The sequence below is a fragment of the Buttiauxella sp. B2 genome (assembly GCF_006376615.1).
Classification (GTDB): Bacteria; Pseudomonadota; Gammaproteobacteria; order Enterobacterales; family Enterobacteriaceae; genus Buttiauxella.
Genome location: NZ_VEXQ01000013.1, coordinates 91935 through 107889, shown reverse-complemented (window position 1 = coordinate 107889; position 15955 = coordinate 91935). Strand labels below are relative to the sequence as shown.

Sequence of the window (15955 nt, the reverse complement as noted above, 5' to 3'; positions counted from 1 at the left end):
ACGTAAAAATTTATTGTCCGTCTTTACAAAACTCCACGACTCACTCATTCCACGGCCATCAGGCGGCGATACTCATCCCAGGCGAATAAGTCCGTCATTCCACTGATATAATCCTGAATCAAGCGGCAACGGTAGTAATATTCCCACACTGGAAAGTCACTGGCTGACGGCGTCAAATCATTGACAGCCTCTATATAGGCAAGCCTATGTTTTGTTGATAATTTGTGGAACAGCCTAGTCTCAATCGGCAGACGGCGTAAACTTTCTTTTTCCACCAGTTCAGCAAAATCCTCACCTGATATATTGAGTAAGGGACTGTAAATATCAAGTAAGCCACTGATTACGCGATAACCCTGCAATTCGAGCTGCTCCACCTCTGGGTGGCTAAATACGTGTTTAAACGCCACTTGCTTATACAATTCCAGCAAGCGAGCAAAAGGACTGTCGTCCTCGAGCAGCGCATGATTAAACTCGCCACTAAATATATCGCCGAGATTATCGATAAAACGCTGTGCGGCGTAAGGCACTAATTGGTTTAGCGTATTGACTCGTAAATACATAAAGAATTGATCTTCGGTACTGCGGCGCATCTGATTCGAACGGGATTTCTCCCAGGCCTCGTTTACCACTTGCTCAAAAAGATCCCCTTCAGAATGCTCACCCCAGGCGCCGCACAGGTGTTGATATAGCTGTTCAACGCTAAAAATTCGCTTCTCGACAGCATCTTCCAGGTCTGCCACACAGTAGGAGATATCGTCTGCTGCTTCCATTATCCATGTCAGCGGGAAACGGCTGTGCTCACCGAGCCCCAACTCCGCACGCAAACGTACAATGTATGCCTCTTCAGAAAGATAGAAACCCGGCTTCTTCATCAGATAGGCATGGCTTTTGGGCGGCTCACCCACGAACCAGGCAGGGCGAGTATATTTGAGAATGCAACCCACCTGCGCCCAGGTCAGATTCATGCGCAGCAAGCTGTGCACCAGACGAATACCTTGTGCATTTCCTTCAAACTGGCAAAGGTCCTGGCGCACTTTGTGGCGTAGACCGTTTAACTGATCCTCGCCTTCATGCAGGAGCAATGTCGCGACTTTGCAGCGATCGTCACTACGCGGTTGGCTTCCCGCATCATTGGGAAAGAGGCGCTGGCGGAACCAGTCATTAATGGCAGATTCACCAAAATGACCAAATGGAGGATTGCCGATGTCATGCATCAGGCACGCCATTTCGACAATGCTTTCAAATGGGCCGGTCAGTTCATGCAACCCATACCGCTCAAGGTCTTGTTGTTCTTTCAGGCGGCTCAACACTTCTTTAGCGATATAGCGCCCGACTTGCTGAACTTCCATTGAATGAGTCAAACGGGTGCGAACAGACGCGTTACGCTCCAGCGGAAAGACCTGTGTTTTCTGCTGCAAACGGCGAATTGCAGGGGAATTAACGATCCGCCCGCGATCGCTTTCAAAAATGCGCAGGATCTCATGCTCGTTCTTCTGGCCTTCAGGTGAACGGAAACGGCGATGCCAATTAATTTTCTTACGGAAATCTATCTCACTCATGCCCTCTCCTGCGCCTTTGAAATAGCGGATTAATTCCTTGGTGCCTGCCATGGTAGACTATGAAGGTAATTTAACACTTTAGCGAGAATCACTATGAAAGCAGGCATTATTGGTGCAATGGAAGAAGAAGTTACGCTACTGCGTGACAAAATTGAAAACCGCCAAACTCTGACCCTGGCAGGGTGTGAAATTTACACCGGTACGCTGAATGGTGTTGAAGTGGCATTGCTGAAATCAGGCATCGGTAAAGTTGCAGCAGCAATGGGTGCAACGCTTCTGCTTGAACACTGCAAGCCAGATATTGTGATTAACACGGGCTCCGCTGGTGGCCTCGCCCCAACGTTGAAAGTTGGCGATATCGTGGTCTCCGATGAAGTGCGTTATCACGATGCAGACGTTACCGCCTTTGGTTATGAGTATGGCCAACTGCCAGGCTGTCCGGCAGGTTTCGCCGCCGACGCTAAACTGATTGCCGCCGCAGAAGTTTGTATCGCTGAGCTAAATCTGAATGCGGTACGCGGCCTGGTTGTAAGTGGTGATGCGTTTATTAACGGTTCTGTTGCTTTGGCAAAAATTCGCCATAACTTCCCGCAGGCTGTTGCAGTTGAAATGGAAGCGACCGCTGTTGCTCACGTTTGCCACAACTTCGGTACGCCATTTGTGGTGGTTCGCGCTATCTCTGATGTTGCCGACCAACAATCTCACCTGAGCTTTGATGAGTTCCTCGCCGTTGCAGCTAAGCAGTCCACGCTGATGGTTGAAAACCTGGTGCAGAAACTGGCTCGTGGTTAATAAGAACATCTTGCGCGGATTCATCGCGCTACTGTGTTGTCTCCCGGCGCTGCTCATTGCTGCGCCGCGGGTTATCTCACTATCGCCGAGTAACACCGAGCTGGCCTTTGCCGCCGGAATAACCCCTGTGGCAGCCAGTGCCTGGTCGGACTATCCGGAAGCCGCCAAAAAGCTTGAGCAAGTCTCAAACTGGCAAGGGATGAACCTAGAACGCATCGTGGCGCTGAAACCTGATGTGGTGCTTGCCTGGCGTGGTGGGAATGCAGAACGCCAGGTCAATCAACTCCAGGCTTTGGGTATCACAGTTGTCTGGCTTGATCCGACCACCGTTGAAGGTGTGGTTGCAGCTCTGCGCCAGTTAGGGCAATACAGCCCAACACAGGAAGCAGCCAACAAAGCCGCAGACAAACTGGCAGAAGAGTTTGCCGCATTGAAAGCACAGTACTCCCAACACCCAAAGAAAAAGGTATTCCTGCAATTTGGCCAGCAGCCGCTGTTTACTTCAGGACGTGGTTCGATTCAGAACGAAATTCTGGAAGTGTGCGGCGGGCAAAATATCTTTGCTGATAGCCGAGTTCCCTGGCCACAAGTTAGCCGTGAGCAAGTGCTGAGCCGTCGTCCGCAAGCTATTATTATCACCGGCGATGACGCCCAAATTCCTCCGGTCAAACAGTTCTGGAATACCCAGCTAAAAATTCCGGTTATTGCTGTGAATGATGACTGGTTTAGTCGCTCGGGCCCACGTATTATCCTCGCCGCAAAACAGCTCTGTGAGGAGCTGGCAGAAAAATAATATTTATCTGATGAGGATAGCTTAGATGCTTGTTTATTGGCTGGACATCATTGGCACAGCCGTCTTTGCAATATCCGGCGTGCTGCTGGCTGGAAAACTTCGTATGGACCCGTTCGGCGTGCTGGTGCTGGGCGTGGTTACAGCCGTGGGCGGCGGAACAATACGCGATATGGCACTTGATAACGGCCCGGTATTTTGGGTTAAAGACCCAACAGACTTAGTCGTCGCGATGGTGACATGTATGCTAACTATCCTGCTGATACGTCAGCCGCGTCGTCTGCCGAAATGGATTTTGCCGGTACTGGATGCAGTCGGTCTTGCAGTTTTCGTGGGCATTGGGGTAAACAAAGCATTTTTGGCTGGCGCCAGCCCGCTGGTTGCTATTTGCATGGGCGTGTTGACCGGCGTTGGCGGTGGAATTATTCGCGATGTTTTAGCGCGTGAAATTCCAATGATTCTGCGAACTGAAATTTACGCCACAGCCTGTATCGTTGGTGGCATCGTACATGCCACTGCGTATTACACATTCCACGTTCCGCTAGAGCAGGCCAGTATGATTGGAATGGTAGTCACCCTGGCTATCCGTCTTGCCGCGATTCGCTGGCATCTGAAATTGCCAACATTTGCGCTGGATGACAGACAATAAGCAATAAAAAAGCCGTGTTAGAAAACACGGCTTTTTCTTTTGAATCAGCAATTAAACGCTGAAGGAAGAACCACACCCACAGGTGCTTTTCGCGTTTGGGTTTGTCACCACAAAGCGAGAACCTTCCAGGCCTTCAGTGTAATCCACCGCGCCACCTACCAGATATTGCAGGCTCATCGGGTCAACAACCAACGCAACGCCTTGCTTCTCGATAGTCATATCGCCATCGTTAATCTGATCATCAAAGGTAAATCCATACTGGAAGCCGCTGCAACCACCACCGGTGATGTAAACGCGCAGTTTCAGATTTGGGTTTTCCTCATCCGCGATCAGGGTTTTTACTTTATTGGCTGCGGCTTCTGTAAACTGCAAGGGCAGCACTGCTACGTCATCACTCATTTTTTGCTCCCAACGAAATAAGAAATCAGGTAAGTGTCATACCCTAAATAATTAGAGTTGTATCAAGGTGGTAAGGGAGAGAATCCCCAGTTACTTACTTAAGTAAGTGACTGGGTTAAGCTCCTGCGACCAACGCAGATACAGCTTCAAGTATGACGGGGACAACCCGATCTTTAGCGCCATTATCTAATACCCGAGTAAATCGTTCAAGTATTCTCCCCGCTCGGGGTTTGTTGTTCTTTAGCCTGCTTTTCGGCTTCTTGTTTGGCAAGTGTGCGCGAAAGAATCGAGGAGTATAGCGGTTTACCACCGAGGAATTGTGCCAATAGTGTCGCGCCAAGGCAGGTAATAATCATTGGCAAAATGAGCTGATAATTGTCAGTCATTTCCAGAACCAGCACGATCCCCGTCAACGGCGCGCGCACCGATGCGGCAAACAATGCACCCATTCCCGCAATCGCAAATGTCCCAACTTCAAGATGATAGGCCGGGAACCAGGCCGCGCTCGCCATACCAAATGCCGTGCCCAGCAATGTGCCCAATGCCAGCATCGGTGCAAAAATCCCACCCGGGGCACCAGAAGAAAAACACAGCAGCGTGGTAACCATGCGAGCGATAAAGATAAACAGCAGCATACCTAAAGTGTAGTTTCCAGCAGCGGCAATAGGGATCAAGTTAAAACCACCACCTGCTGCAGCTGGCTGGATAAGCCCCAATACACCGCAAATACCACCCAAAAGGCCGCCAATTATCACCCATTTTTTGAGATTACCGCCGTGGAGGCGCTGGAACATATCCTGGGTACGAAACACCATCGCGTTAAAAAATACACCGACAATGCCAAATACCATGCCCAGCACCAGGTATAACCACAGCGTGTTAACCGGCGCATTAGAGAGTTTCCCAACTTCAATAACCGCGTTTTCACCGTTAAAAATACGGAAAACCACGCTCGACATAATTACGCCGATAAACACAGCTTTTATTGAAATCAGGTTATAACGGAATTGCGGGCGCATCTCTTCGATGATGAACAAAATACCCGCTAAAGGCGCGTTAAACGCGGCAGACAAACCCGCTGCTGCACCTGTTGCTAATAGCGAATGGCGGGCTTCTGCGCCACGCAAACGAAAAATATCCAGCACCATACGCCCGATATTTCCGCCCAATTGCACCGTTGGGCCTTCACGCCCAAGAACCATACCGGCACCGAGCGTTCCCATACCGCCAATAAACTTAACGGGGATAACACGCCACCAACGCACCGGACGTAACTCCTCCAGCGCACCTTCAATTTCAGGTATGCCAGAACCGCCTGCTTCGGGTGCATAACGGCGCACTAAATAGTAGCCAATCATCGCCAAAAGCATTGAACTGATGAATGCCAGCGGCCAGACGATCAAACTGTGATCAGCCACATTAACCAGCATCACAAGGCGATTTTGTTGTACCCAGGTAACCGCTTTTTCAAAAGCGACACCCGTTAAACCGGCTAATGTCCCTACTATAGCGGCCATGAATAGAATAGCGACCGGAGTTTTATCCTGTCGAATTAGGCGACGCACCATGTCGCCCCTGCGTAAGCGCACAACTTGTTGTGCTTCAAAAGAGGGGTGGGAGTGATTCATTAGGCTAATCATTAACTGGTAATACGAATTGAGGGGGCATTCTACTCTTTCGAAGCATTTGGGCAAAACTTTCATAACTCCGGGAGTTTCCCTTAGAATAGCGTGTTGCCACTATTTCCACGAATCAGGAGCCGATTCATGAGTAAGTCTGAAAACCTGTACGCTGCCGCACGCAAAGTCATCCCTGGTGGGGTGAACTCGCCGGTTCGTGCTTTTACCGGAGTCGGCGGTGTACCGCTGTTTATCGAACGCGCTGACGGGGCTTACCTGTATGATGCTGACGGTAAAGCCTATATCGATTATGTAGGCTCCTGGGGTCCGATGGTTCTGGGCCATAATCATCCAGCAATTCGCAACGCCGTGATTGAAGCAGTTGAGCGCGGTCTGAGCTTTGGCGCGCCAACTGAGATGGAAGTGAAAATGGCGGAACTGGTGACAGAACTGGTTCCGACCATGGATATGGTTCGCATGGTTAACTCCGGTACGGAAGCCACCATGAGTGCTATTCGTCTGGCCCGCGGTTTCACCGGTCGTGACAAAATCATTAAATTCGAAGGCTGCTACCATGGCCATGCCGACTGCCTGCTGGTAAAAGCGGGTTCTGGCGCGTTGACCTTGGGTCAGCCGAATTCACCAGGTGTTCCGGCAGACTTTGCCAAACACACCCTCACCTGCACCTACAACGATCTTGCTTCCGTACGCGCCGCGTTTGAGCAATATCCGCAAGATATCGCCTGTGTAATTGTTGAACCAGTCGCCGGCAACATGAACTGCATTCCACCAAACGAAGATTTCTTGCCGGGTCTACGTGCCTTGTGTGACGAGTTTGGCGCACTGTTTATTATCGACGAAGTGATGACGGGCTTCCGTGTTGCTTTGGCTGGCGCGCAGTCTTACTACGATGTGGAGCCTGATTTAACCTGCCTGGGTAAAATCATTGGCGGCGGTATGCCTGTGGGTGCATTTGGTGGCCGTCGTGAAATCATGGATGCGTTGGCACCTACTGGCCCGGTTTATCAGGCTGGTACGCTTTCTGGTAACCCAATCGCCATGGCCGCGGGCTATGCTTGCCTGACTGAGGTTTCGCAACCGGGTATTCACCAGACGCTAACTGAATTGACCGAAATGTTGGCGAATGGGCTACTGAAAGCTGCCAAAGCCGAGAACATTCCGCTGGTCGTCAATAATGTAGGTGGGATGTTTGGTTTGTTCTTCACTGACGCTCAAACGGTGACATGCTACCAGGATGTGATGGCGTGTGATGTTGAGCGCTTTAAGAAGTTCTTCCACTTGATGCTGGAAGAAGGCGTTTACCTGGCACCGTCTGCTTTTGAAGCAGGCTTTATGTCAGTTGCGCATTCGAAAGAAGATATTCAGAAGACCATCGACGCGGCACGTCGGGTGTTCGCGAAGCTGTAACGCTTTCGCCCTCTTCAATGAAGAGGGCGAAATTAACTAGCGAGTCTGCTTACGCAGCAAATAGATAAAGTACGGCGCACCGATAAACGTTGCCAGCAACCCGGCAGGTACTTGATCCGGGAACATAATCATCCTTCCGCACCAATCTGCCGCCACCATCAACATCCCGCCGAATAACGCCGACATAATCAGTTGTGGCATCGCCCGCCGGAAGCCAAGCATTCGCGCAATATGCGGAGCCATTAAGCCAACAAAACTCAGTGGGCCAACAATCATGGTTGACGCAGCGGTTAAGGTCGCTGCCAGTAACAACAACGCAAAGCGTGATGGTGTAAGAGCCATGCCGATAGCACGCGCGGTTGCTCCGCCCAGCGGTAAAATCATCAGCCAACGGCGGCACAGCGGCGTAAGAGCAAATAAGATAGCCATCAGAACAAGCGTTCTGACCGCCTGATCGCCGGTAACGTTATACGTTGAGCCGGAAATCCAGGTCAATATTCCCGCCATGCGGGGATCGCCACTCGCCATCAGTAACATCAATAACATGGTAAACGCCGTACTCAGCGCCATCCCTGCCAGCAACATACGCTGCGGGGAAAAACCGCCACGGCTCGCCGTCACCATGATGACTAACAGTGTCACTGCCGCCCCAAGACTGCCCGCAGGGAATAACCAACCGAAGGCATTTCCTGGCACGATAAACAACATCACCACCACACCAAATGCCGCTCCGGAACTGATACCCAGTACTTCAGGGCTAGCCATCGCATTTCCAGTCAGACGCTGGATAATGCTGCCGGCAACCGCCAGCATCATACCCGCCGTCAGTGCCGCTAATACGCGTGGCCAGCGCCACTGCAACAGGTCGTGGAATAATGAACCGCTTACCCAGTTCCAGCCATATGCATCACGCCCCAGCGTCAGCGCGGTGACGATAACCATAGCCAACACACCGCTGCCAATTAATGCCCACCACCCAAGATGCTGGCGCTCAGAAGGAGTGTTATCACCTTGATTCATTGCAGGCTGGCCAACGGTCCGCAGACGGGGCAGCAACCAAAGCAGTAAAGGTGCACCAATCAGAGCCGTCACCGTACCGGTCGAAATCTCACGCCAGGCGCTAGTGAGCCAGATAACCAATTGGTCGGATAGCCATAAAATTAACGCACCGATCAGCGGTGCCAGGAACAACCGAGCAATCAAACGTCGTGCACCGAGCATTTTTGCCAGCAACGGAGCAAACAGACCGATAAACCCGATAATCCCGACGGCATTAACCAGTAACGCACTGATGGCAATCGCCAACACCAGCGTCGCCAGGCGCACCATCGAAAGTGCCAGCCCCAAATTACGCGCCACACCGTCGTCGAGCCCCATTAGCGTCAGCGGGCGCAGCAGCAACAGAGTTAACAACAAACCACCGACCAGACGCGGCCACAGGCCGTTAACGATGCTCCAGTCTTGCTGGTTGAGCGAACCGGTGCTCCACAAGAACATGCTCTGCAATTGATCGTGGTGGAAAATAACCAGTAGCTGGTTTACCGCGCCGCAATACAGGCTAAGTACCAGCCCTGCAAGAATCAGAGTGACTGGCGATAAACGCTTGCCCCAGGCAACGCCAAACACCAGCAAACCAACAACACCTGCACCCGCAAGTGCAGCAAATTGTTGTGTCGCAAAGCCACCAGGTAGCGCCCACAGGGTGGCAACGGTCACACCTAGTTGTGCGCCACTCGCCACGCCAAGCGTCGTCGGTTCGGCAAGTGGGTTGCGTAATACCTGCTGGAACAGCACGCCGACTAATCCAAGCCCTGCCCCGACCAACAAAGAGATAGCAAGCCGCGGTAGTGCGCTGTAGTGGAATAACATCTGATTGATGTCATCAATGTTTGGCTGCGCCCAGGCGGTACTCCAGAGTACAGAAGGCAACTGAGCATTCAGATTGTGTAACGTTAACGCGCAGGCAATGACAAAAAGCAGCAATAAAAGCAGCGCGGGGAACAAGGCATAACGATATCTCACGCTTTGCTCCCGATGGCCTTAGCCAGTGTAGTAGTAAAGCTCATTGCGGAAAGTGTCGCACCGTAAAGCCATACCGGAGGAACACGCTGGAAACGATTCTGACGAACAAAAGGCATCGCGTTCCACAAAGGCGTGGCCATCACGCGTGCCATTTCAGCATCGTTATTATGATCAAAGCAGATAACATCAGCATCTTTCACTTCAGCCAGGCGCTCAAGGCCCACCACCGCACTTCCCCAGAAGTTAGTTTCACCAACCCATGCGTTTTTCACACCCAGCAAATCCATCACCTGTTGGAACAGGCTGTTTTTCCCGATAACTAACGCGTGGCGGGTATCCATCAATGTCATCAGCAATACAGGCTTACCATCGCGTGCGTTAAAGCGAGGTTTCATTTGCTCGATGAATTGGTCAAATTTCAGTAAGTGATCGCGAGCCGCTTGCTGCATGCCCAGTTTCTCACCAAGCTCAGTCAGCGACTGGCGAGCAACCATCAGCGGTTTGCCTGAGCCATCGTTAAAACTGAACCCTATACCCGGCGCGATACGGGACAACTTTTCTGGTGACGGGCCATAGCCTGCGGAATAGAGAATCAACGACGGTTTTAATTGAGTAAGAAGTTCAAGATTAGGTTCGGTGCGCAAACCGACGTCGATAATGCCATCTGGTAATTTCGGTTCGCCAACCCATGCTTTGTAATTGGTGATATCGGCCATTGCATAAGGCGTAATACCGAGTGCCAGCATCAGTTCAACCGGCAACCATTCCAGAGCCACAATGCGATGGGGGTCGAGGCTGGCCGCCTTTGCATTGCCCATGTTGAGCAATAAAGGTGAAAGTGCCAGCGCGGTTAGCAACTGACGGCGACTCAGCAAAGGATTAATCAATTCTGGCATCAGTAAACAAAGCTCACCGGAGCCGCACCCGCAGGATGTGGCAAAATCCCCATAGGAATACCGTATATCTTTTCCAGCGTTTCGCTTTGCATCAGCTCAGTTGGGCTACCCTGCGCAATCATTTCACCACCGCGCAATGCCACGAGGTTATCGCAGAAGCGTGCGGCCATATTGATGTCATGCAGAACGGCAATTACCGTCAGGCCACGTTCCTGGCTAAGCCGATGAATAAGCGCCAACACATCAAACTGATGGGCAATATCCAGCGCCGATGTGGGTTCATCTAATAGTAAACAACGGCTATCTTGCGCCACCAACATGGCAATCCACGCACGTTGGCGCTCACCACCTGACAGGCTATCTACCAGGCGATGGGCAAAAGGTTTCAGCCCGACCAGTGAAATGGCTTCTTCAACCAGTTCTCTGTCTGCCGCACCAAAACGACCGAGCGCGCCGTGCCACGGATAACGACCAATTGCCACCAACTCACGCACCGTCATCCCTTCCGCTGCTGGGAGTTGCTGCGGTAAGTAAGCGACTTTGCGCGCAAATTCCTTACTGCTCCAGCTATCCAGCGGTTGGTTGTTAAGATTGATGTCCCCATCCGAGGACTTCTGATGGCGGCCCAACATTTTCAGCAATGTCGATTTTCCCGAACCGTTGTGACCAATGAGACCAGTCACTTTTCCGACGGGGAAGGTAATAGACAGAGGGTGGAGAAGCGTGCGACCAGGAACGCGGAAGGTAACGTCAGTAAGGCTAAACGTGGTATCGGGATGAAGGTGTTTGTCCTGCATGATAGCCATCTTTGTTGATGGGCACGGCGAACCGTGCCCGGATACACTTAGAAGCGGAATGTTGCAGTTGCAACGACCTGACGTTCAGCACCCCAGAAGCAACCATAAGTCTGGAAGCAGCTAGCGACGTATTCGCGATCAAGCAGGTTGTTCACATTCACAGCAACGCTTGAGCCATTCATACCGAAACGGCCCAGGTCGTATTTGACCACGGCATCCAGTATCGCAGCGCTACCCACTTCGAAGGTATTCGCGGGATCACCATAGCTCTTACCAAGGAAGCGGCCACCAGTACCCAAAGTCAGGCCAGTCAGCACGCCCTCGTTGAAGGTGTAATCACCCCACAAAGATGCCATGTGTTTTGGTACTGACTCAGGCGTGTTGCCTTTCAACGTACTGTCTTCGGTGTATTCCGCATCGGTATAGGTGTAAGACGCAGTGACGTTAATGTTGGCATTAACGGCAGCTTTCGCCTCAAGTTCCACACCGCGTGAACGGATTTCGCCGCCCTGTACGGATGCAAAGCCGTGTGAGGTATCAGGGTCAGACATCAGGTTGTCAGTCTTGGTCAGCTGATAAACAGCACCCGTAATAACAACAGCCATGTCTTTCGGCACATATTTCACACCCGCTTCGTACTGACGACCCTTAGATGGTTTAAAGGTATTGCCGTAGTAGTCCGCACCGGAGTTCGGTTCGAAGGATTCGCTGTAGCTGATATACGGTGAAACACCGTTATCAAACAGATAGTTCAGACCAGCACGACCTGTGAATTCCTCGTCACTACGCTCGGTGTAGTTGTTCACCTGGTAAGCTCGAGTGGACTGTTTCAGCCAGTCATAACGACCACCCAGAGTCAAAACAAACTTGTTCCACTCAGCTTGATCCTGAACGTAAAGACCAGTCTGCTTCTGTTTGTTTTGCTGATACGGAGACGCATCGCCGAAATCGAAGTTTTCATATACTGGGTTATACAAATCCAGTGGCGGCGCACTACCAAAGTTGGCATTTACATCGTTACGCATCTGCTGGAAATCAACACCCGTCAACAGAGTATGTTCCACTGCGGCAGTTTCAAATTTGCTTTGTAGCTGAGTATCAACCGCAAAGTTATGCAGTTTTTCGTTATCAACGACCGTACCGCGATTGAGCATGTAACCCGTTGAATCAACACCTATGCCGTAAACGCTTTTCTGGTTAGTTTTGGATTCAACATAACGCAGGTTCTGACGCACAGTGAAAGTGTCGTTGAACTCATGGTCAAAGCTGTAACCGACCATTTTATGGGATAACGAGTAGGTGTTATTTGGCACACCTTCGTTGAAATCAGTCGGCAAACGAGAACCGTCTGGCAGCGGTTCAACGGTACCTTCTTTCGGCAACCAACCGTAGTAACCTGTTTCCGGGCTATCTTGCAGGTTCGCTAATAAAGTGAAGTTAGTTTTGTCATCAGGACGCCATGAGAACGATGGAGCAATCGCATAACGTTTTTGTTTAGAGAACTGCTGCTGGTCATCGTTGGAGCGAGCCACACCGGTCAGGCGGTAGGAATAAACGCCAGCGTCATCCAGCGCATCGCTGAAATCAAAACCAGTTTGCCATAGGTTGTCAGTACCCATTTTGAACTGCACTTCTTTCAGCGGTTCAGTCGTTGGGCGCTTGCTCACCATAGTGATGATGCCACCTGGGCTGCTTTTTCCGTACAGAACGGAAGTTGGGCCACGCATCAGCTCCACACGCTCCAGCATGTACGGGTCGATGATCACTTCGTTATAGAAATCACCCTGAAGCTTCAGGCCATCAAGGTAGTTGTTCTGGTTTACAGAACCGAAACCACGAATTTTAACCGCATCATAAGTATCAGAAGCACCGCGTGTAGACACGGTGATGCCTGGCGAATAGCCCAACGCTTCTTTAACGGATGAAGGTTGGTGAGTATCCATTTCTTCACGGGTCACAATAGAAACAGACTGAGGTGTTTTCTCAATCGGGGTGTCAGTTTTTGTGGCGGTAGCCGTACGCTTAGCAGCAATTGTTGGAGATGGGCCCCACGCATTTTCGTCAGCGATGCTGGCGGAAACGGTGATGGTATCTTCTTTTGCGGTTGTGTTGTTGTCTGCGGCAAACGCTGGTGCACTGACGCCACTTACTGCGGCTGCAACGAAGAATGCAAGTTTGCGGACTGAGGTGTTGACTGGTTGTCCAGTGGTTGAACGCGCCATTATTATTTCTCTGATGAAGTGACGAATGATAACGTAAACGATAATTATTATTATGCCGCAGAATAATAGACGAAACGGAAAGTGCATGGCAAGCAGATCACACCCCTTAAAAGTACGAGGGAATAATAATTAACCAGAGTTATTGCAAGGGCTTAACAAAAAAGAAAAGCCCCCGTTACAAACGGAGGCTTTATTGGAAAACAACGCGGATTATTTACTGCCGAACATGTCCTTAATCCAACCTGCAACACCATCGCTACTTTGCTCTGGCTGCTGCTGTGGTTGTTGTTGCTGCTGTTGCGGCTGCTGAGTTTGCGGCTGTTGTGACTGGCTAAACGGATTGTTGGTCTGCTCAGCCTGTTGGCTTTGCTGGCACAGTCCGTCTGGATTAGTCGTCCATACAGGCAACACACGGTCTCCACCACCACCGCACTGGAAGTAACCCGCGCTATCAACACTCATATCGACGATATCTTCCGGTGGATTCAATACCAACGGAATTGGCGTCTGGTTAGCAAGATAACGTTGGTAGAGCGACATCGCCCCGCTCGCCCCGTACAGTTTGGTCGGCTGGTTGTTATCACGCCCAACCCAGGTAATCGCTACTTCTTTACCATCAATGCCGGCAAACCAGGTATCTATATTGTCATTCGTGGTACCGGTTTTACCGGCCAGATGCAGGTTCGGGTATTTTCCACCCAACGCACGCCCCGTACCACGAGCCATGACCTGCTGCATGGTATACAGCGTCATGTACGCCGCCTGCGGAGGAACAGCCTGTTCGGCCTGCGGGAAGCTTTGATACAGCACGGTGCCGTCTTCAGCAATAACCGAACGCAATGCCGAAAGCGTTGCGCGATTGCCACCGCTTGCGATGGTCTGGAATGCCTGAGCCACTTCGATTGGCGTCAGGTTCAGCGCACCCAGCAACATAGCAGGAACCGGATGTAGCTGGTTTTGCGGCACGCCAAGTTTTACCCAGGTGTCAGTCACTGCTGGCAAGCCCAGCGCCATACCCAGGTTAACCGTCGGTACGTTCATCGAACGAGTCAGCGCATCCACTAACATGACCTGGCCGCTGTAGCGATGGTCATCGTTTTGTGGCGACCACACTTGCCCGTTTGGCTGTTTCAGCGCAATTGGCGCATCGGCAATCCAGGTGTTCAGGCGGTAAGAATCTGGTTGGCTTAATGCCGTCAGATAGGTCGCAGGTTTTGCCAAAGAACCGATAGAACGGCGTGCCTGCATCGCGCGGTTAAAGCCAGCAAACTGCGTTTCCGCCCCGCCAACCATCGCACGAACTTCACCGGTTGAACGGTCAACGATAACCATTGCCGCTTCAAGATCTTTCAGCTTACGGGATGCTCGCAGCACCGGAACACCTTCGCTGACCGCTTTTTCTGCCGCATCCTGGGAAACGGAATCAAAAGTAGTAAAGATCTTCACGCCTGACAGGTCTTTAACTTTATCGCCAAGCTTGGTCTGGAGTTCATTACGCACCATCTGCATAAATGCAGGCTGTGGCGAAATCACACCGCCACGCGGCTGCACACCCAGAGGGCGAGCGCTCAGCATGTCGTAAAGTTCCTTGTCGATGACGTTCTGCTCTTGCAGCAAGCGCAACACAAGATTACGGCGTTCGAGCGCCAGTTTCGGGTTACGCCATGGATTGTAAATTGACGCCCCTTTCACCATACCCACTAGCAACGCTTGCTGATCGAGACTCAGCTCTTCTACCGGACGGCCAAAGTAGTACAGGCTCGCCAGAGGGAAACCGCGAATTTCGTTATCCCCACTCTGGCCGAGATAGACCTCGTTCAGATACAACTCAAGGATGCGATCTTTACCGTAACGGGCGTCCATGATCAGCGCCATGTACGCTTCATTCGCTTTTCGCACGTATGAACGTTCGCTCGACAGGAACAGGTTCTTAACTAACTGTTGCGTCAGCGTACTCGCACCTTGCACGGTACGGCCGGCGGTCAGGTTCGCCAGTACCGCACGGCCAATGGAGTAAAAACTGATCCCATCATGCTCGTAGAAGTGTTTATCTTCGGTGGCGATCAGCGTATCAACCAGCAGATCCGGGAAACCGGTGCGTGGCACAAATAGACGCTGTTCACCGTTCGGTGAAGACAACATGGTTATCAAACGTGGATCCAGACGGAAGAAACCGAAGCTGCGGTTGCTATCCATATTCTGGATGGATTCCAGATGATCACCATCAAATATCAGACGTGCGCGGATCTGCCCTTCTTTACTGTCAGGGAAATCAAACGGGCGACGGATCATCTCGATGCTGTTGCCCTGTACCGTAAATTCACCCGGGCGCGTCATGCGCGTCACCTGGCGGTACTGGGTCGCTTCCAGCAGGTTAACCATCTCTTTTTGGCTGTATGGCATATCTGGCTCAAGGTTCACCATACGACCATACACTGCCGCCGGGAGTTGCCAGACTTTGCCATCAATGCGGGTACGGATCTTCTGGTCGAGGTAGACGCCGTAAATGACGAGCAACACGACGAAGACAACAAACAGTTTTACTAAGAACCACAACCAGCGGCGCTTTTTACGTGGCGGGCGGCCATTGCCACTGCCTTTTCCTTTGCGTGGCGGCATCGGTTCCTCGTCATCATAATCATCGTCGTAATCCTCGTCATACTCCTCATCCCGGACTCGACGGCGGCTTACTTTCTCTTTTGCGGGACGTGAAGGTTTACCTTTACGTCCAATCGGTTCGCGGTCATTCCCCGCCATTTCTTTCTCCACCAAAAATAAGGCG

At 51.4% G+C, this 15955-nt stretch carries 12 protein-coding genes; 4 read left to right on the top strand and 8 right to left on the bottom strand.

The annotated features are described in order from the left end of the window. Positions 1–44: 44 nt before the first annotated feature. On the bottom strand, positions 45–1559 hold the full coding sequence (dgt, locus tag FH968_RS15275) for a dGTPase (RefSeq protein ID WP_139880991.1): 1515 nt from the start codon (positions 1557–1559) through the stop codon (positions 45–47). Between the two features lie 93 nt (positions 1560–1652). Here dgt and mtnN point away from each other — a divergent pair, with 93 nt between their 5' ends. From mtnN to FH968_RS15260, 3 genes are read left to right on the top strand one after another with little or no spacing between them, the layout of a single operon-like run. Next, entirely contained in the window at positions 1653–2351 is a 699-nt protein-coding gene (gene mtnN / locus FH968_RS15270) for a 5'-methylthioadenosine/S-adenosylhomocysteine nucleosidase (RefSeq protein WP_139880989.1), read from the top strand. Next, on the top strand, positions 2344–3144 hold the full coding sequence (gene btuF, locus FH968_RS15265; protein WP_139880987.1) for a vitamin B12 ABC transporter substrate-binding protein BtuF: 801 nt from the start codon (positions 2344–2346) through the stop codon (positions 3142–3144). Before mtnN ends, btuF begins: the two co-directional genes overlap by 8 nt. 25 nt (positions 3145–3169) lie before the next feature. After that, positions 3170–3790 carry a TRIC cation channel family protein gene (locus tag FH968_RS15260; RefSeq protein WP_139880984.1) on the top strand — a complete coding sequence of 207 codons (621 nt, stop codon included), beginning with the start codon at positions 3170–3172 and terminating at the stop codon, positions 3788–3790. Between the two features lie 51 nt (positions 3791–3841). On the opposite strand, the gene erpA is transcribed toward FH968_RS15260, so the two are convergent. Together erpA and clcA are read right to left on the bottom strand one after the other, a co-directional pair. After that, complete coding sequence (erpA, locus tag FH968_RS15255; RefSeq protein WP_064539800.1) at positions 3842–4189, bottom strand: iron-sulfur cluster insertion protein ErpA; 348 nt, start codon at positions 4187–4189, stop codon at positions 3842–3844. Between the two features lie 206 nt (positions 4190–4395). Beyond that, positions 4396–5817, bottom strand: a complete 1422-nt coding sequence (gene clcA, locus FH968_RS15250; protein ID WP_139880982.1) for a H(+)/Cl(-) exchange transporter ClcA — start codon at positions 5815–5817, stop codon at positions 4396–4398. A 138-nt stretch (positions 5818–5955) separates the two neighbouring features. Between clcA and hemL the strand changes: the two genes are divergently transcribed. Beyond that, positions 5956–7236, top strand: a complete 1281-nt coding sequence (gene hemL, locus FH968_RS15245; RefSeq protein WP_139880980.1) for a glutamate-1-semialdehyde 2,1-aminomutase — start codon at positions 5956–5958, stop codon at positions 7234–7236. 36 nt (positions 7237–7272) lie between these two features. Here hemL and fhuB read toward each other — a convergent pair whose 3' ends face one another. The 5 genes from fhuB to mrcB form a co-directional block, all read right to left on the bottom strand. Next, a complete protein-coding gene (gene fhuB, locus FH968_RS15240; protein ID WP_139880978.1) occupies positions 7273–9258 on the bottom strand; it encodes a Fe(3+)-hydroxamate ABC transporter permease FhuB in 1986 nt (661 codons plus the stop codon). After that, entirely contained in the window at positions 9255–10154 is a 900-nt protein-coding gene (gene fhuD / locus FH968_RS15235; RefSeq protein WP_139880976.1) for a Fe(3+)-hydroxamate ABC transporter substrate-binding protein FhuD, read from the bottom strand. Before fhuD ends, fhuB begins: the two co-directional genes overlap by 4 nt. Further along, a complete protein-coding gene (gene fhuC, locus FH968_RS15230) occupies positions 10154–10951 on the bottom strand; it encodes a Fe3+-hydroxamate ABC transporter ATP-binding protein FhuC (protein WP_139880974.1) in 798 nt (265 codons plus the stop codon). The genes fhuD and fhuC overlap by 1 nt, the downstream gene beginning before the upstream one ends. Positions 10952–10998: 47 nt before the next feature. After that, positions 10999–13173, bottom strand: coding sequence for a ferrichrome porin FhuA (gene fhuA, locus FH968_RS15225; RefSeq protein ID WP_139880972.1), 2175 nt, complete (start codon positions 13171–13173; stop codon positions 10999–11001). 210 nt (positions 13174–13383) lie between these two features. Next, positions 13384–15930 carry a bifunctional glycosyl transferase/transpeptidase gene (gene mrcB / locus FH968_RS15220; RefSeq protein ID WP_139880970.1) on the bottom strand — a complete coding sequence of 849 codons (2547 nt, stop codon included), beginning with the start codon at positions 15928–15930 and terminating at the stop codon, positions 13384–13386. Positions 15931–15955: the final 25 nt, after the last annotated feature.

What these genes read in the sequence shown, in the direction of transcription:
- dgt (WP_139880991.1), bottom strand. Translation starts at nt 1,559, where the DNA reads ATGAGTGAGATAGATTTCCGTAAGAAAATTAATTGGCATCGCCGTTTC.
- mtnN (WP_139880989.1), top strand. Translation starts at nt 1,653, where the DNA reads ATGAAAGCAGGCATTATTGGTGCAATGGAAGAAGAAGTTACGCTACTG.
- FH968_RS15260 (WP_139880984.1), top strand. Translation starts at nt 3,170, where the DNA reads ATGCTTGTTTATTGGCTGGACATCATTGGCACAGCCGTCTTTGCAATA.
- erpA (WP_064539800.1), bottom strand. Translation starts at nt 4,189, where the DNA reads ATGAGTGATGACGTAGCAGTGCTGCCCTTGCAGTTTACAGAAGCCGCA.
- clcA (WP_139880982.1), bottom strand. Translation starts at nt 5,817, where the DNA reads ATGAATCACTCCCACCCCTCTTTTGAAGCACAACAAGTTGTGCGCTTA.
- hemL (WP_139880980.1), top strand. Translation starts at nt 5,956, where the DNA reads ATGAGTAAGTCTGAAAACCTGTACGCTGCCGCACGCAAAGTCATCCCT.
- fhuD (WP_139880976.1), bottom strand. Translation starts at nt 10,154, where the DNA reads ATGCCAGAATTGATTAATCCTTTGCTGAGTCGCCGTCAGTTGCTAACC.
- fhuC (WP_139880974.1), bottom strand. Translation starts at nt 10,951, where the DNA reads ATGCAGGACAAACACCTTCATCCCGATACCACGTTTAGCCTTACTGAC.
- fhuA (WP_139880972.1), bottom strand. Translation starts at nt 13,173, where the DNA reads ATGGCGCGTTCAACCACTGGACAACCAGTCAACACCTCAGTCCGCAAA.
- mrcB (WP_139880970.1), bottom strand. Translation starts at nt 15,930, where the DNA reads ATGGCGGGGAATGACCGCGAACCGATTGGACGTAAAGGTAAACCTTCA.